General features: G+C 56.3%; 22 protein-coding genes and 1 pseudogene. 17 read left to right on the top strand and 6 right to left on the bottom strand.

Annotation, left to right across the window (positions count from 1 at the left end; genetic code table 11):
• The first annotated feature begins 74 nt into the window (after positions 1-74).
• Positions 75-221 carry a hypothetical protein gene (locus HMPREF3164_RS11185; protein ID WP_168160750.1) on the top strand — a complete coding sequence of 49 codons (147 nt, stop codon included), beginning with the start codon at positions 75-77 and terminating at the stop codon, positions 219-221.
• A gap of 94 nt (positions 222-315) precedes the next feature.
• Here HMPREF3164_RS11185 and HMPREF3164_RS04170 read toward each other — a convergent pair whose 3' ends face one another.
• Positions 316-669: a hypothetical protein gene (locus tag HMPREF3164_RS04170; protein WP_070449073.1), complete on the bottom strand. Its 354-nt coding sequence runs from the start codon at positions 667-669 to the stop codon at positions 316-318.
• A 144-nt stretch (positions 670-813) separates the two neighbouring features.
• Here HMPREF3164_RS04170 and HMPREF3164_RS04165 point away from each other — a divergent pair, with 144 nt between their 5' ends.
• Both HMPREF3164_RS04165 and HMPREF3164_RS04160 read left to right on the top strand, forming a co-directional pair.
• On the top strand, positions 814-1191 hold the full coding sequence (locus tag HMPREF3164_RS04165; protein ID WP_256370665.1) for a PTS sugar transporter subunit IIA: 378 nt from the start codon (positions 814-816) through the stop codon (positions 1189-1191).
• Positions 1192-1495: 304 nt separating this feature from the next.
• Positions 1496-2203 (top strand): GNAT family N-acetyltransferase, encoded by a 708-nt coding sequence (locus tag HMPREF3164_RS04160; RefSeq protein ID WP_070449071.1) that lies wholly within the window; start codon positions 1496-1498, stop codon positions 2201-2203.
• A 161-nt stretch (positions 2204-2364) separates the two neighbouring features.
• Here HMPREF3164_RS04160 and HMPREF3164_RS04155 read toward each other — a convergent pair whose 3' ends face one another.
• From HMPREF3164_RS04155 to moaA, 5 genes are all read right to left on the bottom strand, one after another.
• Positions 2365-3387, bottom strand: a complete 1023-nt coding sequence (locus tag HMPREF3164_RS04155; RefSeq protein WP_070449068.1) for a LacI family DNA-binding transcriptional regulator — start codon at positions 3385-3387, stop codon at positions 2365-2367.
• Positions 3388-3570: 183 nt separating this feature from the next.
• Positions 3571-4839, bottom strand: coding sequence for a molybdopterin molybdotransferase MoeA (locus tag HMPREF3164_RS04150; protein WP_070449066.1), 1269 nt, complete (start codon positions 4837-4839; stop codon positions 3571-3573).
• Between the two features lie 28 nt (positions 4840-4867).
• Positions 4868-5557, bottom strand: a complete 690-nt coding sequence (locus HMPREF3164_RS04145; protein ID WP_246822601.1) for a molybdenum cofactor guanylyltransferase — start codon at positions 5555-5557, stop codon at positions 4868-4870.
• A 107-nt stretch (positions 5558-5664) separates the two neighbouring features.
• Complete coding sequence (locus HMPREF3164_RS04140) at positions 5665-5931, bottom strand: MoaD/ThiS family protein (protein WP_004005316.1); 267 nt, start codon at positions 5929-5931, stop codon at positions 5665-5667.
• Positions 5932-5934: 3 nt separating this feature from the next.
• A complete protein-coding gene (moaA, locus tag HMPREF3164_RS04135) occupies positions 5935-7158 on the bottom strand; it encodes a GTP 3',8-cyclase MoaA (RefSeq protein WP_070449065.1) in 1224 nt (407 codons plus the stop codon).
• A gap of 180 nt (positions 7159-7338) precedes the next feature.
• Here moaA and modA point away from each other — a divergent pair, with 180 nt between their 5' ends.
• The 14 genes and pseudogenes from modA to gcvP all read left to right on the top strand — a co-directional run bounded on the left by modA (position 7339) and on the right by gcvP (position 25057).
• Positions 7339-8160 carry a molybdate ABC transporter substrate-binding protein gene (modA, locus tag HMPREF3164_RS04130; RefSeq protein ID WP_070449062.1) on the top strand — a complete coding sequence of 274 codons (822 nt, stop codon included), beginning with the start codon at positions 7339-7341 and terminating at the stop codon, positions 8158-8160.
• 77 nt (positions 8161-8237) lie between these two features.
• Positions 8238-9104 carry a molybdate ABC transporter permease subunit gene (locus HMPREF3164_RS04125; protein ID WP_048751145.1) on the top strand — a complete coding sequence of 289 codons (867 nt, stop codon included), beginning with the start codon at positions 8238-8240 and terminating at the stop codon, positions 9102-9104.
• Positions 9105-9134: 30 nt separating this feature from the next.
• Complete coding sequence (locus tag HMPREF3164_RS04120; protein WP_070449060.1) at positions 9135-10514, top strand: molybdopterin molybdotransferase MoeA; 1380 nt, start codon at positions 9135-9137, stop codon at positions 10512-10514.
• Positions 10515-10558: 44 nt separating this feature from the next.
• Positions 10559-11065, top strand: coding sequence for a cyclic pyranopterin monophosphate synthase MoaC (gene moaC, locus HMPREF3164_RS04115; protein WP_070449058.1), 507 nt, complete (start codon positions 10559-10561; stop codon positions 11063-11065).
• 72 nt (positions 11066-11137) lie between these two features.
• Positions 11138-11656 (top strand): MogA/MoaB family molybdenum cofactor biosynthesis protein, encoded by a 519-nt coding sequence (locus HMPREF3164_RS04110; RefSeq protein WP_070449056.1) that lies wholly within the window; start codon positions 11138-11140, stop codon positions 11654-11656.
• Complete coding sequence (locus tag HMPREF3164_RS04105) at positions 11646-12134, top strand: molybdenum cofactor biosynthesis protein MoaE (protein ID WP_070449054.1); 489 nt, start codon at positions 11646-11648, stop codon at positions 12132-12134. Before HMPREF3164_RS04110 ends, HMPREF3164_RS04105 begins: the two co-directional genes overlap by 11 nt.
• A gap of 37 nt (positions 12135-12171) precedes the next feature.
• Positions 12172-13380: a ThiF family adenylyltransferase gene (locus tag HMPREF3164_RS04100; protein WP_048754772.1), complete on the top strand. Its 1209-nt coding sequence runs from the start codon at positions 12172-12174 to the stop codon at positions 13378-13380.
• A gap of 79 nt (positions 13381-13459) precedes the next feature.
• Positions 13460-17182 carry a nitrate reductase subunit alpha gene (locus tag HMPREF3164_RS04095; protein WP_070449052.1) on the top strand — a complete coding sequence of 1241 codons (3723 nt, stop codon included), beginning with the start codon at positions 13460-13462 and terminating at the stop codon, positions 17180-17182.
• Entirely contained in the window at positions 17182-18795 is a 1614-nt protein-coding gene (gene narH, locus HMPREF3164_RS04090) for a nitrate reductase subunit beta (RefSeq protein ID WP_070449050.1), read from the top strand. The genes HMPREF3164_RS04095 and narH overlap by 1 nt, the downstream gene beginning before the upstream one ends.
• 3 nt (positions 18796-18798) lie before the next feature.
• On the top strand, positions 18799-19545 hold the full coding sequence (gene narJ, locus HMPREF3164_RS04085; RefSeq protein WP_041321532.1) for a nitrate reductase molybdenum cofactor assembly chaperone: 747 nt from the start codon (positions 18799-18801) through the stop codon (positions 19543-19545).
• Between the two features lie 23 nt (positions 19546-19568).
• Positions 19569-20402 carry a respiratory nitrate reductase subunit gamma gene (gene narI, locus HMPREF3164_RS04080; RefSeq protein ID WP_048751151.1) on the top strand — a complete coding sequence of 278 codons (834 nt, stop codon included), beginning with the start codon at positions 19569-19571 and terminating at the stop codon, positions 20400-20402.
• A 35-nt stretch (positions 20403-20437) separates the two neighbouring features.
• Positions 20438-21682, top strand: a complete 1245-nt coding sequence (locus tag HMPREF3164_RS04075) for an MFS transporter (protein ID WP_048751152.1) — start codon at positions 20438-20440, stop codon at positions 21680-21682.
• A gap of 193 nt (positions 21683-21875) precedes the next feature.
• A pseudogene (locus tag HMPREF3164_RS11500) lies at positions 21876-22001 on the top strand (MFS transporter); the annotation flags it as partial.
• 203 nt (positions 22002-22204) lie between these two features.
• The gene (gcvP, locus tag HMPREF3164_RS04065; RefSeq protein WP_070449046.1) at positions 22205-25057 is read left to right on the top strand and encodes an aminomethyl-transferring glycine dehydrogenase; all 2853 of its coding nucleotides are present in this window, start codon (positions 22205-22207) and stop codon (positions 25055-25057) included.
• Positions 25058-25181: the final 124 nt, after the last annotated feature.

Below are 25181 nucleotides of genomic sequence, written 5' to 3'. Positions count from 1 at the left end.
TATCACGAAACGGTGATTTTTCACCGCCTTTAACACAGACAGCACCTTGGGGTGCCAATCCAAAGGAGAGTAGCGTGGACCACAAATTAGTGGCAGAGCGCGTGCTGCAGGATGTCGGAGGCGTGGACAACATCCGCGCGGCGGCTGCGGCGGCTCCTTTTGGGCTGCTAGCACTTTACTCCTGCGATCATCCTCAAAGCAAAGGTAGCAAAAACATGTGAATTGGATTTGGAACATCCAAAACAAGGAGGGTTAATGTATTAGGAAGTAACTTCCTAATACATTAACCCTCCTTTATTATCCGTATTCTAACTCTTACATGTGTCCAGAACCATCTCCTGCGAACACATACTCACACCTAAAATTAGTGGTGAAGCCAACATTGTCTACTTGGTTAGTCACGACATGCTGATCAAAGGTGATATTGTACACACCTAATCGATTAATGTTTCCGTATTTTTCTTCGCATGCTTTACGGCCAGGACCTATAATCTGTTGCCAATCTGGTCCTTCAAGAAGCTCCCGACCGCTATAGATTTCAGTAATGTCGGAGTAAATGCGCCATGGTGGAGTGTAAGTTACTGCATTAGCAGACGGTATGCCCCCTAAAATAGAGGCTACTGACAATCCAGCGATTAAAGTAAAACTCTTGAGATTTACGCGAGCCATGGTACCTCCTAAGGTGGAATATCCTTACCTAAAACCCAAGCTATATAAGATAAGTTCTTCGCGCAATATTTTTGATAGTATTACAAGATATTAATTGTGCTTGAAAAGTAAAATATTTAATTTACCTATGTATTTTGTCTATTTATAAATGACCAGAAATACCTTGTGGCGCCCGCCGACGGTAAGATTACTGTGGCATTTCCCACCGGTCACGCCTACGGCATGCGCACCGAAGACGGGCTGGATCTGCTCATGCACATCGGTATGGATACCGTCGAGCTGGACGGCAAGCACTTTACCCCCAAGGTTGCCAAGGGCGATACCGTCAAACGCGGCGATATTCTCGCCGAGTTCGATATTCCCGCCATCAAGGATGCCGGGTATGTGCTGGTGACCCCGCTGGTCATCACCAACGCGAAGAAACTCACCACCGCCGTACGTGATGCACAGACTTCGGGTGCCTCGGTTGCTGCCGGTGACAACCTGCTTCAAGTTGGCCTCAAAGAGAAAACTTCGGCATAGATTTCACTGAGCGAGACATAAATTTACGCTCAGAGGTGCATAAAGTGCGTGGCACCCCATCATGAAAATCTCTGATGGGGTGCCACGTTTTTCGTTGTGGTGACAATGGTTTCGCAGAATTCCGCGTTACATTGAACGGGGTGTGACGCTGTGCGGAAATGTGTCGTACCTCCTTGTTCGCCTCTGGTGAGTTAGATAACGTTATATATGTCAGTGTTTTCTGCATAAAAATGCAGAGATTGAGAGGGGATGAGAACCCAGCCCAGCCGATAGCTAGTACCCAACCACATGAAAGGTGATCATCATGAATACCACCCCATACACCGTCCGCCAAGCTCGTCCAGAAGAAATATCGCAGGTTCTTGATACGCTCACCGAGGCGTTCCTGAACGACCCCTATATGTACAAGGTCTTGGGCGAAAAACCGCAGGAAGATAAACTGCGCGCACGTTTTGAAGTCCAGCTCGAAGGCACTTATATGCCTCGCGGATGTGTAGACGTCGCCGTTGATCTCGACGGAAAGATTTTGGGTACTGCCCTGTGGCTTTCCCCCGAAAATCAGCAGACCGATGTCAAACAAGAGCTTCGAGATAACGCGAAGTTCATGAGGATCTTGGGACCGCGTACTATGCGGCATGTGATGGCTGAGAATCGTGAACTGCACAAGTACCGTCCGAAGTTTAAGCACTGGTATCTGCACACGATTGCGGTGCGGAAGGCCGCTCAGGGTCTTGGGGTTGGAACGGAGCTTCTGCGTCACGCGATTGACCGCTTTGACGGTACCGCCGCATATTTGGAGGCGTCCACCCCGCGTAGTGCCGCTCTGTACGAGCGTCTTGGTTTCATTCCTATGGGCACCTTCGCCTCGGGAGACCCCTATATGGGCATGCTGTACCCCATGAATCTTGAAACCGCTCAGGATGATGAGCACAGCGTATCTGTCCGTGAAGAAGACTCTCATCACGATGAGGGACATTTCATGATGCGGGAGCTCGTCGGCTCCTCCTCATAGAACGTACCCAATTCATCGCCGCGTGTCTTGAGCACTCGCAATTCTAACGTTGCGAGGGTTCAAGACACGTATTTTTATCTGAAATATTTGAGAGGAAATACCTTAAAGCTTGAGCGGTCGTTTGGGCATATTAGACACGTGATACGGCGTATGCACAACGCTCAATCTCGTGCAGACCGCACCGTGCCGCCCAACCGCAGGGTTACCGGCAGAATATCCTCACCGCCCCTAGCGTCTGCGGGTTCTGCATCTTCCTCGGTCTCGGCTGCGATCGCCTCCGTTAAACGCTGAACGGCACGCTCGGCAAGAGCATCAATCGGTTGCACCACGCTCGCAAGTTCGGGCAGAAGTGTGTGAACCGTATCCGTACCGTCAAAACCTATAACCTGAAATTCCTCGGGCACCTGCACCCGGCGGCTCTGAGCCCAAGCCAAGGCGAGCGACGCATAGGTATCATTCGATGCGAAAACCGCCTCAACGGGTTGGGTGCCGCGACGCGCATCAAGATATTTGTACAGCATGTTGCGCTGATGCTCCGCTGACTCGTGAAACCCAAGCTCCAGAAAATCCGGCGACAGCCCGGCGGCGGTGAGCGCATCCGCATAACCTCTCTGCCGTAAATTCTGTTCACCTAGGGTCGAGGTAATGTGCAGTATACGTCGCGCCCCAGTGCCGATCAGATGCTCGGTCGCTTGCCGTGCCCCCGCATAATTATCGGAACGAATATTGGGGTAAGGGCCGGTTTCGGGGCGATCGATAGCCACCAGCGGCGCCTGTACCTGAGGAAGCTGCGCGACGGCCTGCGAATGAGAGCCGGTAATAATTCCGTCCACCTGGTGGGCAAAAAGCATATCTAAATAACGGTGCTCAAGCTCTGGTTGCTCATCGCTATTGCACAGAATCACCCGGTAACCCGCGTTCGCCAAACGCGACTCCAAACGGTACACCATTTCGCCATAAAAAGGATGCGCCACGGTCGGAAAAATAAGCCCGATAATATGCGAACGCCGCTCCTGAAGCGAACGGGCAATGGCATTAGGACGGTAGCCTAGCTCGCGGATAGCCGCAAAAACCTTGTCACGAGTCTTCTGGCTCAAATAGCCGCGGTTATTCAACACTCGCGAGACTGTCGTGGGCGAAACCCCGGCACGGGCGGCGACATCGCCGAGTTTGGGCTGTGCCATAGCGCGTCCTTTCGCGTGTCAGATAATCTCCCAACACTATACAGCCTCCCGGATGCACCGAGAACCCTGTGCGAGCCCGTGTTTACAGTACGGCATATCTTCCCTCATGCGGCAAGTTTTTTTACTGAGCGGGGTTCCGGGGTACTTAGGTAATCCGGCCTGTACAGCAGAACGATGTGCGGGCTAGAAAACAGGCACGAGAATTGCGTGCGTGCCCGCCCTCTGTCCGGTCGCATCCACGAGAGCAAAGTGGGTCGCCTGAGCCAGCCCTGAAAGCATATGAGAGGCTAGAGCGTCCAGAGGATACGCCTTACCTTCAGAAACCCGCACCGGCATGAGACGATGCTGAGAACGCTTGCGCAGAGGCGGAATATCCGTAGCGAGTTCGGCCCGATCAAGCGCCGGAATCGGCAGACCGCGCAGCCCCGCCAGGATTACGGGAAGATACGAATATAACGCCGTATACGCTGCCAACGGGTTACCGGGAAGGCCCAGCACCAAACGCTCTTGTCCCGCATTCATGCCCTCTTCGGGGGCGGGAATCTTCGCCGCCAACGCTGGATGCCCCGGTCGCACCCGCACCGACTCGAAAATATACTCGGCACCAATATCGGTAAGCGTCTGCCGCACCATGTCTATCCCGGATGTGCTCGACCCACCCGTAAAAATCAGGATGCGTGCCGTCGAGGTCGTCACAAAGGTGTGGAATTCTTCGGCGATATCCGCAAGCCGCGCGGAAGGACGCACCTCGCACCCGGCCGCTGCGAGAGAGACCTCCAGAAAACCGCCGAACGCATCCCGAACCTGGCCGGGAGAGGGCATACCAAAGGTAATAACCTCGTTCCCCGTGAAGGCACACCGCACCGGAACGTTCTTAAGCACGGGAAGCTCGTCAAAACCGTTGACTCCCAAGAATGCCGCGCGCTGCGCCGTCATAAGATCGCCGCGAGAGCTTAGAATCGCGCCGGGAGAAAGCTCCGCGCCCGCATAGCGGATATCCGTTCCGGGCTTCGGGACGGTATAACCCTCCGCCATGTCAAGATAGTGAATTCCCGAACCGAGCGCACCAGCACCCTCGTACCGGTGGGAATGCTCCTCACGCACAATCGCCTCGGTTCCCTCGGGCAGAAGCCCGCCCGTGAGAATCGGGGTTGCCTCCCCAGCGGTAATGGGCACCGCCAGACGGTGAACGTTTGTGCGCGCATCTTCGGGGTAATCCGGCGATACGAGACGCCAGGGCGGTGCACCGGCGATAGCATACCCGTCCATCGCCGAAGAACTATAGTGCGGCACAGGCATACGCGCCGTCAGGTCTTCCGCCACATACCTGCCGATGGTCGCCTGCAGGGGGAGAGCCTCGGTGCTCAGCGTTGGGGTGAGCGCGCTCGCGGCGGTGTGAAGCAGTTCGCGTGCTTCATGCCAGGAAACGGCGGGTGGATGGTGGTGAGACATGGAATCCTCTGCTGAAGTTGATGGGTTATTAGTAGTCGAGCCAGCGTGGAGTGCTGTAGCCGAGTTCGTGTGCCTGTTCCCAGGTATCGACGTCGGCAGTATGCGCGGGATCGAGCTCGACGGCGACCGGCGCAAGACGCTTCACAAAAGAGCGCACGGAGGCGTTTGTGCTGCCCTCTGCAAAGACTTCGCGTAGGGGTGCGAACCGGTAGATGCCAACGAGCGGTTGGAAGACTCCCTCCGCTACGCCCCAGTACCCCAGAGTTTCGGTCGGTGCGTCTACTGTGTGCGCGAGAAGTTTCTGCACTGCGGGCGCTATCTGCGGGGTATCTACCCCCAAAATAAGGCACCACGCGGGAGGGGCCTTCTCGCGCGCCGCATAGGCTGCCGCTAGTTTTTCGAGTCCGGCATGAAGCGCCGCCGCAGGACCGGAATAGGGAGGGTCTTCGCGCGTATGCAGTGCGTCCGATGGCACCGGCAAGGTTTCGGGGCCTACGACTACGCGCAGCTGTGCCTGCCCGGCGGCATCAAGCGCGCGTTCCAAAAGAGTGTGGGAACCATTGGAAAGTCCGGCCTTCGGGGTGTGATTGAGACGCGAAGATTTACCGCCCGCCACAATAATGGCGCAGAACGCGGGAATCTGGGCGGTGCGGGTCACCGAATGCTGGGTTCGTGTACCGTTATCCGGCGCACGTAATGGGTCATGCGGTGTGTGCACAGAGGTGAGACCTTCCGGGATGATGGCAGCAAGGGTAGCGTGGTGCGCATCCTGGCGGAAAACATGAAGCAACCGTCAAAAGCGAACGACAGCCCATAAGTCTGAGTTTACCCGCCAGCAAAGGGCGGCAGAACGTCTACGCGCGCATTATCGGTGAGCACGGTATCGAGCTCGGAACGGGTACCGTCGATCAGGAACGAGCACTGGTGCATAACCTGCGCGAGCGTCATGCCGGAGGCAGTTTTCCCGGTAAACGCCTCACCCAATTTTTCGACGAGCGCACGCAGGGTCGGCTCGACCAAATCTGTAAGGCTCACCTGTGTCTCGGCAACGCCGGATGCGGCACGTGCGGCAGCGAAGAAATGTATCTGCACGTTTTAACCTCCGATAGCGCTCATTGAGCGGCTTGCTTGAGCGAACTCTTCAATATCGAAATCAGCGTCTTCTTTGCCGTGAGCGCGCGGTTTGAACCACATACCTTCGCGCCACCTCAAGGCAATCTCGCGGTCGCTGGCGCCCGAACGCAGCAGGTCGAGCAGGTCGGTTTCGGAATCCGAGAAGAGGCAGGAACGGATTTTGCCGTCGGCGGTCAGGCGGGTGCGGGTGCACGCTCCGCAGAATGATTCGGTGACTGAGGCGATAATACCCACACGCCCGAGCGAAGCGGTATCTTCGCGCGGGAACCCGGCACTGTCGAGGGCGGTACCCAGCGGGTAGACCTCCCAAAGCTGGGCGGGGGAGTCGCCGCGTTTTTCGGCGACTGTGCCCAGAACGAAGTGTTCGGAGAGCATCGTGCGAATCTGTGCCGCCGTAATCGTTCCTTCACGCGTCCATTTGTGATCGGCATCTAGCGGCATCTGCTCGATAAACCGCAGCTGGTAGCCGCCGTCAAGCGCCCATTGCAGAAGTTCGGGAGCCTGAGCGTCGTTGATACCGGGCATGAGCACAGCGTTAATTTTGATGGGTTTTAGACCCGCTGCTGCCGCGCCGTCAATACCTTTAAGAACCGACCCCAGCTTATCGCGGCGGGTCAACTCGGCGAAGGTTTCGGGGCAGATAGTGTCGAGTGAGACATTGATGCGGCTTAATCCAGCATCGGCGAGCGCCTGCGCACGTTTTTCAAGCCCTATGCCGTTGGTGGTGATCGCCAGCGGAATCGTGGGGTGTTCGCGGTGAATTCGCCCGATAATATCGACGAGGTCTGCGCGCACCAGGGGCTCCCCGCCGGTAAAACGAATTTCTTCGACTCCAAGTTCACGAATGGCGATGTCGGCAAGGCGTGCAATTTCAGCGGATGTTAGTAGATTATTTTTAGGCAGCCACTCCAGACCTTCGGCGGGCATGCAATAAATGCAACGAAGATTACATTTATCAATCAGCGAAATCCGCAAATCGGTGGCGATGCGCCCCCACCTATCTAAGAGCGGACCGCGGTTTGTAATATATGGGGTCTTGCGTGCGGGTTTATGTAAGGGCTTTTGGGCGTCACCAGAATTTTCGGGCGTAACAAAAGCCGTGTTCGCATCCTGCTCAGAAGCTAAGGTGCGTAACACGGGGCCCGCAATAAGCTGTGTCCGACCTGAACCGGCGGTGTATGCCATGGAATGACCTCAAAGAAAATTCGTATATTAGAGGTGACAATTAGATTATTCCATGTCTGCGGGTATGAGGATAGTGTGCGTACCTTAAGTTACATCGAGCGCAAACGTACGGCACATTATTATCGCGGCGGGAATGCACGTTATTGTGCGTCATCACACCACAGGAAAGAAACATACACTATGAAAACTTCGTTGAAGGTTGCCAGTGCCAGCGCGGCACTTTTTGCCTCTGTCGCCATGACCGGATGCGGCTCCAACTCCTCTAACACCGATGCGTCTGCCTCTGCTTCTTCGGCAGCATCCGGATCCGTGTCTGGCAAGGTTGAGGTCTATGCGGCTGCTTCCTTGCGCAATGCGGGTGTCGAGCTGAAGGAAGCGTTCGAGAAGGAAAACCCCGGCGTTGAGATCACCTACTCCTTCGAAGGTTCCTCCAAGCTGGTGCAGAAGATCGAGCAGGGCGCAAGCCCGGATCTCCTGATTACCGCCGATACCCAGAACATGGATAAGGCGGCTAAACTCGACGAATTCAAGGATGCCAAGCGCGAGGTTATCGCCACCAACAAGCTGGTACTGGTCACCGCCGAGGGTAACCCCGGCAAGATTAACTCGCTGGACGATTTGAAGAACACCGAAGGCGTTGTCGCCGTATGCAAGGTAAACGTACCCTGCGGTACCCTGGCGGATGAAGAGCTCAAGAAACACCATATTGAGCTTAAGAACGCGACCACCGAAGGCAACGTGAGCGAAGTGACCACCAAGGTCACTACCGGTAACGCGGATGCTGGCTTCATCTATACGACCGACCTTGCCGCCGCTAAGAAAGACGGCAAGAACCTGGGTTCGGTAGACCTGCCGGATGTTCCCAAGAACGAGTACCCCGCAGCACTGACCACCAAGGGTTCTTCCTCAGACGCAGCGAAGAAGTTCAACGAATGGCTCTCTTCGGATGAAGCCCAGAAGATTCTGACGAAGTACGACTTCGAGTCTCCTCAGGCAAACTAGAATCTTCAGCGCATAACAGCTGTCACGTAACGGTCGCCTCCTGAAAGAACCTTGCGAGATTCTTACAGGAGGCGGCTGTGTCGCCGCAGATTCCGAAAGACGTACCCGTGAAAAAACATACTGCTTTCACTGCCGTTCCCCGTTATTTTGCCGTTCCCGCGCTCCTGGGTTTCCTACTTATTCTGGGCCCGCTCGTGGGTTTGCTGTACAACATCCCCTGGATGCGCCTGCACGACATTATCGACAAAGAAGTTCTCGACGCCGCGCGTCTCTCGCTCACCACTGCCAGTATTTCGACGCTGATTTGCGGGCTTTTAGGTGCTCCCTTAGCGCTGGTGCTCTCTAAAGTGCTCAGCCGCTCTCGCCTGAAAAAATTTGGGGGAGTACTGTACGCGATTATTTATACGCCCGTGATCCTCTCCCCGGTGGTTTCGGGTTTGGGGCTGCTCTTCTTCTGGGGACGTAAGGGTATGATCGGTGAGCATCTGTACCACGCGGGCATTATGATTCCCTTTACACCCACCGCAGTTATTCTTGCCCAAACTTTCGTGGCTCTGCCTTTCTTCGTGGCGACCGCCGTAACAACCCTGCAGGTTATCCCTGAAGAATACGAACAGATAGCTCGGGTGGAAGGGGCAAAATCCTCCGAAATTACATATAGGGTGCTCCTTCCCTTAGCGGCACCGGGAATTGCTACCGCTTTCCTGCTTTCCTTCGCACGAGCGCTCGGCGAATTCGGTGCCACAGTCACCTTCGCGGGTAATGTGCAGGGCAAAACCGAAACTATTCCGCTCGGTATCGAATTGGCGATCGCTGGTGGAAGCATGAGCTCCGCATTGGGCAATGCTCTCATGCTCATAAGCCTGTACGTGTGCATCTTTGGTCTGCTCGGCCTATTTTCCGTGGTGAAGAAACTGCGTGCCAAAGCCTCTTACAATAGCTAGTAGATAATTCATCACCATTTGGGAGTACAGATGCACAAGCCCCAGTTCGATGGCACCCCCAGCACCGAAGAGTATCGCGCCTATCTGGCGCTTTTACTGCGTGATACTTTTATTGGTCGCGCCGAAAACCTGCCGCTGGCGCGTGCTACCGACCGTATCCTTGCGCAGGATGTGCTGGCCAGGCTTGATGTACCGAGTTTCGATAACTCCCAGATGGATGGTTACGCCCTAACCGCCGAGGGTGCCAGCCGTGAGAACCGCATCTTTACGGTGGGGCGTGAAATTCCGGCGGGACGGCCGCTGCAGCGTTCGCGCGCATCCGACGATTTAACCTACCCGATTATGACCGGTGCCCCCATTCCTAAGGGATATGTTGCGGTGGTGCCGGTTGAGCATTCTGAGCGCATCGAATATCCAGACCTACCCGAATCCTTCGGGCGTCCCAGCGAAAAAATTAGGCTCCCTCAGGCGCCCAAAGGGCAGTTTATACGTCGCCGTGGCGAAGACGTGGTGGCTGGGCAAATTATGGCGCGCTCTGGTGAGCGCGTGACCCCCGCACTGCTGGGTACACTCGCCGCGCAGGGGTATACCCGCGTGACGGTTGCCTGCGGGCCGCGCGTGCTGGTGTGCACCGGCGGCGACGAGATTCGCCCCACCCTCACCGAAGACGGTGACGATACGGCTACAGAGCTTGCCTATGGCCAGATTTATGATGCTAACGGTCCCATGCTCACCTCAATGCTGGTCGAGGACGGCGCCGTGGTGCGGCGCATCTCGATCGGAGACGATCCGGAGCTTCTGATCGAGCACTTGCGGGAAGAATATGAGACTTTCGCACCGGATATTATTATCACCTCCGGCGGGATCAGCCACGGCAAATACGAGGTTGTGCGCAATGCCATCGCTATGGCACCGTCTTTGGGGCTGCCAATTCCGCTTAGTTGGTTCGGACATGTGAGCCAGCAGCCCGGCGGACCGCAGGGCGTGAACGTGCTGGATTTCAACGGGCATCGCCTGCCCATGATTTCTTTCCCCGGCAACCCCGTCAGTACCCTTATTTCCTATGTGCTGATGCTTCGCCCCTACCTGCGTGCGGGCGGACCTTACGGCACCCCGCACGAGGTGGCCTCGCGCATGGCGACTCTCGAAAATGCCCCGCGCGGCGTGCTCGTCATTGATAAACCGCTGACGGCACCGGCCAATAAACGCCAATTTTTGCGCGGTAACCTGGCGATGGTTGAATCCGAACCGGGAACCTATCGGGTGGAGCTATACCCCGATGTTTTGCCCGGATCGCATTTGCTGCATCACGCTGCGACCGCCGATGTGCTCATCGAGCTGGCGCCGGGCACCACGTACACTGGGGGAGAAGCGGTGCGGTACCACCGCATCCGGCTTACGGATAACTGAACGTGGCTGAACCCTCACCCCAACACAGATCTTAAGGACATATCGTGACTGAGAAGAATCTTCACCCCGATGCGGCACAGCCAGCCCAAGACTTGACTCATGTGCGCGCCGACGGGTCGGCCCATATGGTTGATGTGACTTTGAAAGACGTCACCACACGCACGGCGCTCGCTGAGGGAACCGTGCACACTCGCGCCGATGTGATCGCCAAGATTTTTGATGCCGATTTGCCTAAGGGTGATGCCCTGCCGGTTGCACGTGTAGCGGGTATTATGGGCGCTAAACGCACCCCGGATATTATTCCGCTGTGCCACCCGTTGCCGCTGGGTAAAATTACCCTGGATTTTGAGCGTGGCGAGGACTATGTGCGCATCGTGGCGTCGGTGAAAACCCGGGGTGTTACCGGGGTTGAGATGGAGGCGCTAACCGCTGTTTCAACCGCAGCGCTGACGATTTTCGACATGATTAAGGCGGTCGATAAATACGCCGTGATCAGCAATATTCGGGTACTAGAGAAATCCGGCGGAAAATCCGGCGACTGGGCTGTTTAGCGTTCCCCACTTTGCTGCTTTGTGAAGCCCAGAAGGAAAACCTATGAACAACAGCACGAGAGGGAGCACATCGTGAGTGCAGAAGAAATCCAGCTTCCCGAGAATCTGACCGGGCTTGTTATCGTGGCCTCCACCCGAGCCGCCCGCGGTATCTATGAGGATAAATCGGGGCCTATTGCGGTCGAATGGCTGCGTTCGCGCGGGTTCAAGACCCCGGACGCCGTCGTGATCGAAGACCGGCAGATTATCGACTACTTCAACACCCTCATTGCCGAGGGGAAGAAGAATAATAACCTGCCCACATTTATTCTCACCAGCGGCGGTACCGGGCTGAACACGGACGATCAGACCGTGGAGGCGGTGCGCCCGCATTTGGATAAAGAAATCCCCGGAATCATGCACGCTTTCTGGGCGAACGGCCTGCAGAACGTATCTTCCGCAGTGCTCTCACGTGGGGTTGCGGGCGTGATCGATAAAACCTTCGTGATGACTCTGCCCGGGTCGCGCGGCGGGGTTAAAGATGGAGTGAAAACCCTAGACCCACTCGTGGAGCACATTTGCCGCCAGATGGAGGACTATCATGATCACTAAGCCGCAAGGGCTCGACCACAGCGGGGCGCATGGCGCTGAGCCCACCGGTTCGGTTGTCATTTTCACCGATATTACCGAGGAAGCCTTAGAGCCGCTTGCCAACGCCGCGAGGTCCGAGGTTATGACCGAAGCCATGGGCGCCCTTGTTGTGTTCGACGGCATTGTACGCAACCATGATCACGGCAGCGCGGTGCGCGGGCTTTCCTATAGTGCGCATCCGCAGGCAAAAGAATATATTGCGCGTGTTGTGCAGTCTGTAGCGGATGAGCTGGAGGGGGTTCGTCTGTGGGCAGTTCACCGCGTCGGTCCTATCGCTATAGGAGAGTCTGCGCTGACGGTGCTTGCCGCTGCGGCACATCGTGGGCGGGCCTTCGAGGCCTGCGAGGCGGTGGCTGACCGTGTGAAAGCCCAGGTTCCCATTTGGAAAGAACAGGAGCTGACAGACGGCAGCACCGAATGGGTGGGCATAGACACCTAGAGACTCAACACGTATTCCCGCGAAAGATACCATCAGGATGAGCTTTATCCCAGACCCCGAAACCGCGCCGGATCCCGTAACTCAGCTGAGCGCGGCCGAACGTGCCTTCTATGCACGTCAGCTGATTCTGCCCGAGATCGGCATGGCGGGGCAGCTGAAGCTGAAGGCGGCACGGGTTGCGGTGCTCGGTGCCGGCGGGCTTGGTGCCCCCGCCCTGCTCTATCTTGCGGGAGCCGGGGTGGGCGAGATTATCATCATCGACGATGATTCCATTGAGATCTCAAACCTGCACCGGCAGGTCATTCACAGCTACGCACGGGCGGGAAACTCGAAGGCAGAGTCGGCTGCCGAAACGATGCGCGCGCTCAACCCCTTCATCACGGTGACCGTTATCCGCGAACGCCTCACTGACAGTAATGCTTTGACGCTCCTTAGCGGTGCGGATGCGGTGCTTGACGGCAGCGATAATTTTGAGGCTCGCTATGCGGTTTCGGCTGCGGCACAACAGTTGGGCATCCCACATATTTGGGCGGCAATCCTGGGTTTCGACGCGCAGCTCAGCGTATTCTGGGCAGGTCATGGGCTGGTCTATGAGGACCTCTACCCGCAGGCCCCCGCACCGGGAAGCGTTCCTTCGTGCAGTACCGCCGGGATTATCGGGGCGCTCGCCGGGGTAGTGGGCTCAGCGATGGCAATGGAGGCTATTAAGGTCATCACGGGTTCCGGAAAGCCGCTGCTAGGTGAGGTTGGGCTATACTCCGCGTTAACAGGAAAATGGGAATATATACCTCTCTTAGCTTCGATGCAAGCAAAACCTAAGAAATCGGTAGAAACTCACCCTCAAGAGAGTCAAGACACTAAAAATCACTTAATATTTCGTCATAATTCAGGAAAATTGACGGGTAACCATCACACGCAAAAGTTAGAAGACATAACCCCTGTTCAAGCCCGGCAGCTTTCGCAGCACGAAAAAATGACCCTTATAGATGTTCGTGAAGCTATCGAGTTTTCTTCTTTTGCGATCGATGGGGCAATTAATCTGCCGCTGACAGAAATCTTGGAAGCTGCCCGTGAAGGCCGTCTTGCCGCGAAAATTCGCGAAAAAATTGACCCCGCATCGAAATATCTTGTGGTCTACTGCACGGGATATACACGGGCGTTGGAGGCAGCACGGGATATTGCTGCCGCTACAGATACTCCCGTGCGTGTTTTAGTGGGTGGAATTTCCGGATGGCTTACGGTCTGAATAACCCTATGAATTTCCTGGATTAGAGAATATTTTTATATCGTATTTGGCATACCAATTTTTGCGATATATTGGCTGTATGGAACAAGCATCACAGACCAAAGGTCCGGATGGACCCCTTACCGATCAGCTGATCAAATTCGGTAAGTTCTTCTCTCGCTGGGACGAGACTGATGACGGTCGTGCGGTTTTCCGTGAAGGTGGTCGCAAAGGCGATACCTTCTACCGCGACCGCTGGAGCCATGATAAAGAAGTTCGCTCAACCCACGGTGTGAACTGTACCGGCTCCTGCTCATGGAAGGTGTATGTCAAAGACGGCATTATCACCTGGGAAGCACAGCAGACCGACTATCCCACAGTCGGTCCCGACCGCCCCGAATACGAACCGCGCGGATGCCCCCGTGGCGCTGCATTCTCGTGGTACACCTACTCGCCGACCCGCGTGAAATACCCTTATGTGCGCGGTCTGCTCCTCGAAATGTACCGCGAAGCAAAAGCCCTGCACAGCGACCCGGTTGAAGCATTCCACTCCATCGTCTCCGACCCCGTCAAACGCAACCGCTACATCAGCGCGCGCGGTAAAGGCGGATTGGTGCGCTCCACCTGGGCAGAAGCACTCGAAATCGTAGCCGCCGCCCACGTGCACACCATTAAGTACTACGGACCCGACCGCTGCACCGGCTTCACCCCGATTCCCGCAATGTCGATGGTCTCCTTCAGTGCCGGTGTGCGCTTTATCCAGCTCATCGGCGGCGTGATGACCAGCTTCTACGACTGGTATGCCGACCTTCCCGTAGCATCGCCGCAGGTCTTCGGCGACCAGACTGACGTGCCCGAATCCGGTGACTGGTGGGATGCTTCCTACCTCATCATGTGGGGGTCAAACATCCCCGTCACCCGTACCCCGGATGCCCACTGGGTTGCCGAGGTGCGCTACCGCGGTACCAAGGTTGTCTCAGTCAGCCCTGACTATGCCGACAACACCAAATTCGCCGACGAATGGTTGCCCGCACAGGCAGGTACCGATGCTGCGCTCGCAATGGCTATGGGTCACGTGATTCTCAAGGAAAATTACGTGGATCAGCGCGTGGAGTTCTTCGAAGACTTTGCCCTGACCTACACCGACCTGCCCTTCTTGGTTACCCTCGAAACTCGTGAAGACGGCACGAAGGTTCCCTCGAAGTTCCTGACCGCCGCATCCCTGGCGGGGGAGCAGCACCAGGAAAACGCCGATTTCAAGACCGCCATGATGGATCGCGAAACCGGCGAGGTCTTTGTTCCCAACGGTACGATGGGTCACCGCTACTCCGAATCCGATCAGGGTAAATGGAACCTTGAATTGGACGGGCGCAAACCCATTCTCTCGATTCGCGATCTGCCGCAGGGCGAGTCCGCCGCTGTCGAGATCAAGATGCCGACCTTCGATAACCCCAAGGGCCACGGCGACATCATGACCCGCGGCGTGCCCGTCACCTACGTTGAGGGTCAGGAAGTTACCACCGTCTTCGACTTGATGCTTGCTACCTACGGTATCGGTCGCCCCGGCTTGCCCGGCGACTGGGCCAAGGATTACGAAGACTGGTCGATTCAGAACACCCCGGCATGGCAGGAGCAGATTACTTCAGTTCCGCCGGAGGCCGTTATTCGCGTGGCGCGCGAATTTGCGCAGAACGCTATTGACTCTCACGGTCGTTCTATGATTATCTTCGGTGCCGGTATTTGCCAGTGGTACCACGCGGATACAACCTACCGCGCTATCTTGGCTCTGCTGAACCTGACCGGCTGCCAGGGCCGCAACGGCGGCGGCTGGGCTCACTACGTGGGTCAGGAGAAGGCACGTCCGCTCACCGGTTTGACCAATATGGCAAACGCTTTGGACTGGAGCCGCCCGCCGCGTCATATGATCGGCACCGGTTTCTGGTACATGCATACCGACCAGTTCCGCCAGGACGGTTACTCCACCGATTACCTGCAGTCCCCGCTGGGCACCGGCGAGCTCAAGGGAGTACACACTGCGGATGTTGTCGCGCGCTCCACCCGTATGGGCTGGATGCCGTTCTACCCGCAGTTCCCCGAGAACTCGCTCGACCTCGCCGATAAGGCAGAGGCGGCAGTAGCGCGCGGAGAAGCCAAGGATAACGCCGATTATGTGGCACAGCGCCTGAACTCCGGCGACCTTGAATTCTCTGTTGAAGACGTCGATAATCCCGTGAACTGGCCGCGTACCCTGATGCTGTGGCGCTCAAACCTCTTCGGTTCCTCCGCTAAGGGTGAGAGCTACTTCCTCAAGCACCTTGTCGGCAGCATGGACAACGTGCAGGGCGCCGATCATGAGGAATCCATTCCGCGTGAGGTCACCTGGTACCAGGAAGCACCGCAAGGCAAGCTCGATCTGCTGGTCACCTCGGACTTCCGCATGACCACCACGACCCTGCTTTCGGATGTTGTGCTCCCCACCGCTACCTGGTACGAGAAGCACGATATTTCCTCGACCGATATGCCCCCCTTCCTGCACGCGTTCTCGCCTGCTATCGACCCGCCGTGGGAAGCACGAACCGATCACGATACCTTCAAGGCTCTCTCATACGAGTTCACACGCCAGGCCAAGAAACACCTGGGCACCCGCAAGGATATTGTTTCGGTTCCGCTCCTGCACGATACCCCCGGTCAGATCAAGCAACCCGGCGGTCATGCACCCGACTGGAAGAGCACTCCCGGCATGTTAGGTGTTCCCGGTAAGAACATGCCGAACTTCATGACTGTCGAACGCGACTACAGCGCGATGTACGATATGTACACCTCTGTAGGCCCGCTTTTCGACAAGGTTGGTGCCACCACCAAATACGTGACGTACGATCTGAAGGACGAAGTCGCTCAGATGGCGAAGGAATTTGGTGTAATGGACTCCGGTAAGGGCGCGGGTCGTCCTGCACTGGATACCGACACCAAGCTCGCCGAGTCGATTTTGCGCATCTCTGGTACTTCCAACGGTGAGGTGGCCCTTAAGGGCTTCAAGGAACTTGAGAAGCAGACCGGTCTGCACCTGATGGATCTTGCCGAGGGTAACGAGGAACGTAAGATTACCTTCCCCATGACCCAGGCAGCCCCACAGTCCGTGATGACCTCTCCCGAGTGGTCCGGTTCGGAAACCGGCGGCCGCCGTTATGCGCCGTTCACCGTGAACATTGAAAAGAAGAAGCCGTTCCATACCCTAACCGGTCGTATGCACTTCTTCTTGGATCACGACTGGATGCACGAAATGGGCGAGGCGCTGCCGATTTACCGTCCCCCGCTGGATATGACCGGGCTCTTCAAAGAACCCGAAATCGGTACTACCGACGGCGTTTCGGTTGCAGTGCGTTACCTAACCCCGCACAACAAGTGGGCTATCCACTCCCAGTACTTCGACAACCAGCATATGCTGACCCTCTTCCGCGGTGGTCAGACTGCCTGGATGAGCCCCCAGGATGCCGAGAAGATCGGCGTCAAGGACGGCGAATGGATCGAATGTGTGAACACCAATGGTGTGTTCGTGGGTCGTGCGGTTGTCTCGCACCGTATGCCTGAGGGCGTGTGCTACGTGCACCACGCTCAGGAGCGTATGATGACGCCGAAGACCGAGACCACCGGCAAACGCGGCGGTATTCACAACTCGATGACCCGCATCCTACTCAAGCCGACCCATATGATTGGCGGCTACGCACACCTGGCATTCGCTTTCAATTATCTCGGACCGACCGGCAACCAACGTGACATTGTCTCGTACATTCGCCGTCGCAAGTCGCAGGAGGTTACATTCTAATGCGTGTTATGGCACAAGTTGCAATGGTGATGGCGCTTGATAAGTGCATTGGCTGCCACACCTGCTCCGTGACCTGTAAACAGGCATGGACAAACCGTTCCGGTACCGAGTATGTGTGGTTCAACAACGTTGAGACCCGCCCCGGTCAGGGCTACCCGCGCCGCTACGAGGACCAAGAAAAGTGGAAGGGCGGCTGGGTGCTGAACAAGCGCGGTCGTCTGGAGCTCAAGAGCGGTAACCGCTTCCAGAAGCTCTTCTCCATTTTCGCCTCGCCGATTCAGCCCGAGCTCAGCGACTACTATGAGCCCTGGACTTACGATTATCAGAATCTCACCACCGCGCCCCTAGGCGATGACTTCCCCGTGGCTAAGCCGGTGTCGATGATTACCGGTCAGGACGCCAAGATTCAATGGGGTCTGAACTGGGATGATAGCCTGGGCGGAGCTCCCGAGTACGGTCACCTTGACCCGCTTGTGGAGAAGGTGCGCAAGAAGGCCGAGGACAAGATTAAATTCGAGTTCGAGCAGACCTTCATGTTCTACCTGCCGCGTATTTGTGAGCACTGCCTGAACCCGTCCTGTATGGCGGCATGCCCCTCCGGCGCTATCTACAAGCGAGCCGAGGACGGCATCGTGCTGGTCGATCAGGATCGCTGCCGTGGCTGGCGTCAGTGCATTACCGGCTGCCCCTACAAGAAGGTGTACTTCAACCACAAGACGGGTAAGGCAGAGAAATGTACGTTCTGCTACCCCCGTATCGAGGCCGGTATTCCGACCGTATGTGCCGAGACCTGCGTGGGTCGTATGCGCTATATCGGTATCTTCCTCTACGATGCAGACCGCGTGACTGAGGCAGCATCCGTTGCCGATGAGAAGGATCTGTACGAGTCGCAGCTTTCGCTTATGCTCGATCCTTCGGATCCCGAGATTATTCGTTTGGCACGCGAGAACGATATTCCCGAGGCGTGGATTACCGCAGCCCAGAAGTCGCCCGTGTACAAGCTGGCAAAGGAATGGAAGGTTGCACTTCCGCTGCACCCCGAATACCGCACCATGCCGATGGTCTGGTACGTTCCGCCGCTGTCGCCGATTGTGGATCTGCTCAAGGACCAGGGACACGATGCTGAGAACAGCCAGAACCTGTTCGGCGCGATCGAGGCGCTGCGCATCCCCGTTGAATACCTTGCTGAGCTGTTTACCGCTGGCGATACCGAGGTCGTAACCTTCGTGCTCAAGCGCCTAGCCGCAATGCGCGCCTACATGCGTGACATTAATTTGGGCGGCGAAGGCAATGAGGAGATCGCAAACTCGGTGGGTATGACCGGTGCACAGATGTACGAAATGTACCGTCTGATGGCGATTGCTAAGTACAACGAGCGTTATGTGATTCCTCCGGCTCATATGGAAGATGCGCATAACCTCGAAGAGATGGGATGCTCGCTGAGCGTTGATGGTGGTCCCGGCATGTACGGTGACGCATTCAACGACATGGAAGGTCGCCCGACCCCCGTCTCAACTGGCGTATATGAGAGCTCTAACAAGGTGAGCCTCTTTAGCTGGGATGGGAACTCGCGTCCGGATGGTCTGTTCCCGAATACCACCGGAAAGAAGTAAGTAGTGGCTGGATTCTTTTCCAAGCTTATGGGCAAAGCCGATTCCGGGAATACCCCGGAATCGGCGCAAGCCGCGCACGATAACATTGATCCGTTTGATCGTGACTATGGTGCAGGTGAAGACCGAGACTCGGTGATTTACCAGGTCAGCGGCATGCTGTTGAGCTATCCGACGGAAGAAACTCTTGATCTTCTGCCGGAGTTTACGCGCTTGGCGCAGGCAACTGAGAATCCCGATTTCGTGCAGGCCGTGCAAACCGTTGCGGATTGGCTTACGGCTCGCGAGCTTGAAGAAGTTCAGAGTGACTACGTGCAGGAATACGACCTCTCCCGCAGGCACGCTCTGCACCTTTCTTACTGGACGGATGGCGATACTCGCCGTCGCGGCGAAACCCTTCTTCGATTTAAGAAAATGTATCGCGATTCGGGGATGCTCACCCGCCTTAACGGGGAACTTCCCGACTATTTACCTCTCGTCTTGGAGTTTGCGGCGCTGGTGGATCGTCGCCAGGGTCGCGCAGCGCTTCAAGCATACCGTCCCTCATTAGAGCTGCTTCGTTTAGCGCTTCGGGACGGAGACCTCCCACACTACGGGTTATTACAGAGTATCTGCAATACCCTCCCCGGTGTCTCTCCCGAGACCCAGGAACAGGTGCAGCAGATGGCGGGTTATGGCCCGCCCGTTGAGACCGTTGGTCTGAGCGGGTATGCCGATCCGCGGCTGACCCAAGTTAACCCTAATAATATTTAGACCCCTCAAATTAGGAGTACATCGTGTACGCACTCGCATCCGAGCACGCAGCACATGCGGTGCCTGTCGGCGAGCCGGGGATTGTAGACACCCTCCTGTGGGGCGTGCTTCCCTATGTCACTATTCTTGTTCTGATCGGCGGCACTATTTGGCGTTACCGTACCGATCAGTTTAGCTGGACCACTCGATCATCACAGATTTATGAATCCAAGATGCTGCGTCTGGGATCACCTCTATTCCACTATGGTCTAGCCGCCGTGTTTATGGGACACGTGGGCGGTCTAGTGGTGCCTAAGATGCTAACAGACCTCGTGGTGGACGACCACACTTATCACATTGTCGCTTTGGTGGGCGGTTCCGCAGCCGCTGCAGCAACTATTCTTGGTTTGTTCCTGCTTCTGTGGCGTCGTCGTCGTAACGCACAGGTTTTCTCTGCAACGACGATGAACGATAAGTTTATGTACCTTGTGCTGGTCGCCGTCATTCTGGCGGGTACCGCCGCAACTTTGATTTCCGCTTTTGACCCCTCGGGCGGTCTGCCCCCGGTTAACGGGCATGAGGTGGAGTTCAACTACCGCACCTCCATTGCGGTGTGGTTCCGTTCTATCTTCTACTTCCACCCAGAGGTAGCGTTGATGGTGAATGTGCCTGTCGCCTTCAAGATTCACATCATTGTGGCTATGGTGCTGTTCATTATCTGGCCTTTCACTCGTTTGGTGCATGCACTGACCGTGCCGCTGCACTACCTGTTCCGTCCCTACACCATCTACCGTTCTCGCGGCAATGAGCGCGTGGGCGCACGTCGTGGTTGGGACAACCCGCAAGAGGCGCTCCCACGTGAGCGCGTCAATCGCTAACAATATACACACAACACATAACACAAAGAGGAATCATGAGTGCTCCCACTGCTGAGAGTTACGACCTAAAAAAGGGGCAGCTTTTTAACCTGCTGCTGGTTACCTTCGCCTCAACCGTTGGGTTCTGGGCATGGACGATTGTTGGTCCGCTTGCGAAGTATTACGCCAAGCCGGATCAGATGCATTTGAACCCGGGAACTACGAGTTTGCTGGTTGCTATGCCTATCTTTATTGGTGCGATTGGGCGTATTCCGGTTGGTGGTCTAACCGATAAGTACGGTGGGCGCATCATGATGAGTCTGGTACTTGCCGTCAGCACTCCGCTGGTGCTCTTGGTCGGTGTTGCCGGCTCGATGAAGTCGTTCCCCCTGATATTGGTCTTCTCGTTCCTGCTGGGTATCGCCGGTACCGTGTTCGCGGTGGGTATTCCGTTCAGCTCCGCTTGGTACCCGCCCGCTCGTAAGGGCTTTGCAACCGGTGTTTTCGGCGCTGGTATGGTCGGTACCGCTCTGTCAGCGTTCTTTACTCCGCGCCTGATGAACCTCGTGGGTTATATGAATACCCACTACATCATTGCGGCTCTGTGCGCGGTAACCGCCATTATCTCATTCTTGTTCCTGCGTGATTCACCGGCTACCGCTAACCGCGAGGTTACCCCGCTGATGCCGAAGATCATTAGGGCGTTCAAGGTGAAGTCAACCTGGCAGCTGTGCTTCCTGTACTCGGTAGTATTCGGTGGCTTTGTGGCGTTCTCGAACTACCTGCCGACCTACCTGAACAATATCTACAGTTTCAACCCTGAAGATGCTGGTGCTCGTGCCGCAGGCTTCGCGGCGGCTGCCGTGATCGCTCGTCCCTTCGGCGGTATCTTGGCTGATAAGTTTGGTCCGAAGATTATTACCTTCATTGCGTTGGGCGGTGTGTCGGTTTTGGCTCTGGTTACCGCATTTCAGCCGGATGCTGAGCATGTCTACGGTCCCATCTTCTTGGCGATGGCAGCTCTGCTGGGCTTGGGTTCCGGCTCGGTCTTCGGTTGGGTTGGCCGCGCGGCTGACCCGAAGAACGTGGGTGCGGTCTCCGGCGTGATCGCTGCTGCCGGCGCTTTTGGCGGCTTCTTCCCGCCGCTGGTGATGGGTGCAACCTACGATGCCGCACATCGTAACTACTTTATCGGTCTAACTCTGTTGGCTGTAACTGCAGCTGTGGCCTTTGCCTCGGCATTCTTGGTCAAGCATGGCGGTAAGCCGGAACATCATAAGGCTGATGCCGTAGCGAAGTAGTAGCTGAGTTTTTCACTCAATTGTTTGTTTCCATGGCTCTGGCCGTTCCCTACTCTGAGGGAGAGCGGCCAGAGCTTTTTACGTGAGTTTCGTACCCTAAAACCAATATGGGGTGGCGGTCACAAATTCGGAACAGATGGCTCTGAACGTAAATACCTCTAATTTATTGATTACAATGCAGGTTTTGGCTGACGCTGCCGGTGGTCTAGGCGGGTTCTTCCCGCCGCTGGTGATGGGTGCAGCCTATGACGCTGCCGCAAACAGCTATTTTAACGGGCAGATGCTCTTGTCTGTGACGGCTGCCGCCAGAGGGGGATGACGCTCCTGTATGTGGCGGTAAGAAATCGCTCGCCGTGCCGTAACAGGTGGTCGCATGTATGCCGATAAACCCTTATAACATACGTGTCACAGGGCATATGTAGCTAGAAGTTTGAGCCCACAATATGGGAAAATTAGTACTGTATATACACAACAGCACCGTTGTGAACCGCTAACGGTTTGCGCCGAATAGGAGAAGATATTATGTCTTTCATCGATCGTCATCTCGGCCCCCGTTCCGCAGACGCTGAGCAGATGCTCAAAGCCCTGGGATATGATTCCCTGGGAGCTCTGATGGACGACGCTGTCCCGCCTCAGATTCGCCTTCACGGCGAGCTTGATCTTCCCGATCCGTTGACAGAGCAGGATGCACTCGCCAAGATCGCCGAGTATGCCGCCGAGAACAAAGTTTATACACAGATGATTGGCGAAGGCTATTACGATGCCGTAACCCCCGCCGTTCTGCGCCGCAACATTCTTGAAAACCCCGGATTTTACACCTCGTACACCCCCTACCAGGCTGAAATTTCGCAGGGTCGTCTGGAGGCTCTGCTGAATTTCCAGAACGTGGTTATGGAACTCACCGGTCTGGATATTGCGAATGCTTCCCTACTCGATGAGGCAAGCGCGGTTGCGGAGGCGGTTGTGATGATGCACCGCGCCAACCGTAAGGTTAAGAACGGTTTCTTCGCGATTGATTCTCGGTGCCTACCGCAGGTTCTTGCCGTGGTACGCGGTCGTGCCGAACTTCTTGACATTCCGTTCGTGGTCACCGATTTCTCGGAGGGGCTGCCCGAGGGCGATCTGTACGGTGTGGTGCTCGCATACCCCGCATCCGACGGGGAAATTCGTGATATTGAGCCGCTTGTGAAGGCGGCTAAGGAACGTAACGCCCTAGTGACCGTGGATGCCGATCTTCTGGCGCTCACCCTGCTGAAGTCTCCGGGGGAACTCGGTGCTGATATTGCCGTGGGCAATACCCAGCGTTTCGGTTTGCCCTTCTTCTTTGGTGGTCCGCATGCCGCCTACATGGCCGTGCATAAGGGTATGGAACGCACTATGCCGGGCCGTCTGGTCGGTGTGTCGCAGGATTCCGCCGGTAAGCCTTCGTACCGTTTGTCTCTGCAGACCCGCGAACAGCACATTCGTCGCGAGAAGGCTACCAGTAACATCTGTACCGCCCAGGCTTTGCTGGCGATTGTTGCCGGTGCTTACGCTATGTATCACGGTCCCGAGGGGCTGCGCGCTATTGCCGAACGTCTGCATACTAACGCGGCTCGTGTAGCGACAGCCTTGGAAAGCGCCGGATACGGTATTGCCTATGAGCATTTCTTTGACACCGTGGTGGTTGAGACACCGGCTCGCGCAGACGATCTTGTAGCCAAGGCGCTTGAGGCTGGCATTAATATTCGCCGTATCAACGAGAACCGCGTGGGTATTTCGGTCGGTGAATCTCATGATGACCGAGTTCTGGAGCGTCTGGTAAAGGCATTTGGCGCAGAACTTCCCTCCGAGGCAGATGCCAAGTTCAGCATTCCCGCAAATCTGCTCCGTACCGATGAGTACATGCAGCACCCCGTCTTCCATAAGTACCGTTCCGAGACCGAGATGATGCGCTACCTGCGCCACCTCTCTGATAAGGATTTGGCTCTGGACCGCACGATGATTCCTCTGGGCTCGTGCACTATGAAGCTCAATGCCGCGGCGGAAATGGAGCCGATTTCCTGGCCCGAATTTGCGAATATTCACCCGCTCGCACCCGCCGATCAGGCTCAGGGCTGGCATAAGCTCATCAAGGAACTTTCCGACTGGCTGGTTGCTATCACCGGATACGATGTCGTGTCTTTGCAGCCGAACTCCGGTGCAACCGGTGAGTACGGTGGTCTGCGTGCTATTCGTGCCTACCACGAGGCTAACGGTGATCACGAGCGTGATACCGTGCTTATTCCGCTTTCGGCGCACGGCACGAATGCCGCATCCGCAGCGCTTGCTGGGCTCAAGGTTGCGGGTGTGGCGACCGCATCCGACGGCTCGATCGATGTTGAGGATCTGAAGGCGAAGATTGAGAAGTACGGCGATAAGATCGCTGGCATCATGATTACTTATCCCTCGACGCACGGCGTGTTTGAGCCTCAGGTATCTGAGGTTTGCGAGCTTGTGCATGCCGCGGGCGGTCAGGTTTACCTGGATGGTGCAAACCTGAACGCGCAGATGGGCTTCGCACAGCCGGGTAAGTTTGGCGGCGATATTTCCCATCTGAACCTGCACAAGACCTTCTCCATTCCACACGGCGGTGGCGGTCCCGGTGTTGGGCCTCTTGCTGCTCGTGAGCATCTGGCGAAGTACCTTCCCGGCGATGCCGCGACTGCGGATGCCGAAGGCAAGCTGCCTAGCGGCGCGGCACTTCCGATTGCGCAGGCGTTCTTTGGCTCTGCCGGTGTGCTTCCCATTAGCTGGATGTACATTGCTATGAGCGGTGCTGAGGGCTTGAAAAAGTCCTCGGAGTACGCAGTGCTGAACGCGAACTACGTGGCGAAGAAACTGAACGATAAGTTCCCCGTACTGTACACCGGCCCGGGCGGGCTGGTGGGTCACGAGTGCATCCTGGATGTGCGTGAGCTGACCGACCGTTCGCATGTGACCGCTGAGGACGTGTGCAAGCGCCTGATGGACTTCGGCTTCCACGCCCCCACCCTGGCGTTCCCGGTTCCGGGCACCCTGATGATGGAGCCGACCGAGTCGGAGTCGAAGGAGGAACTCGACCGTTTCATTGAGGCGATGGAGACCATCTACGACGAGATTCTTGAGGTCGCAGACGGCAAGGTCGCACTGGAGGATTCGGTACTTCGTAACGCCCCGCACACTGTGGAGGTCGTCTCTGCTGACGAGTGGGATCGCCCCTACACCCGCACGCAGGCGGCGTACCCGGTGAAGTCTTTGCGTCTGAATAAATACTTCACCCCGGTGGGCCGTATTGATGGTGCCGGTGGTGACCGCCACTTCGTCTGTGAATGCCCTCCGATGGAGGCATTCGATCTTGAAGCTCACGCCGAGTAGCTTCGATGATTCGATGAACTTCTGTGTGTCCCGCGTTTTTCGCCTGTTTGTTAGAAGGCGGGGGAGCGGGGCACTCGGAAGGCTTACCGTACACACATAAAATAGAATGAATGTTCTTAAAAAC

This window comes from Rothia sp. HMSC08A08 (genome assembly GCF_001808385.1).
In the GTDB taxonomy this organism is placed as follows: Bacteria; Actinomycetota; Actinomycetes; order Actinomycetales; family Micrococcaceae; genus Rothia; species Rothia dentocariosa.
The sequence above is the reverse complement of the archived record's forward strand: the minus strand, read 5'-3'. Positions and strand labels throughout refer to the sequence as shown.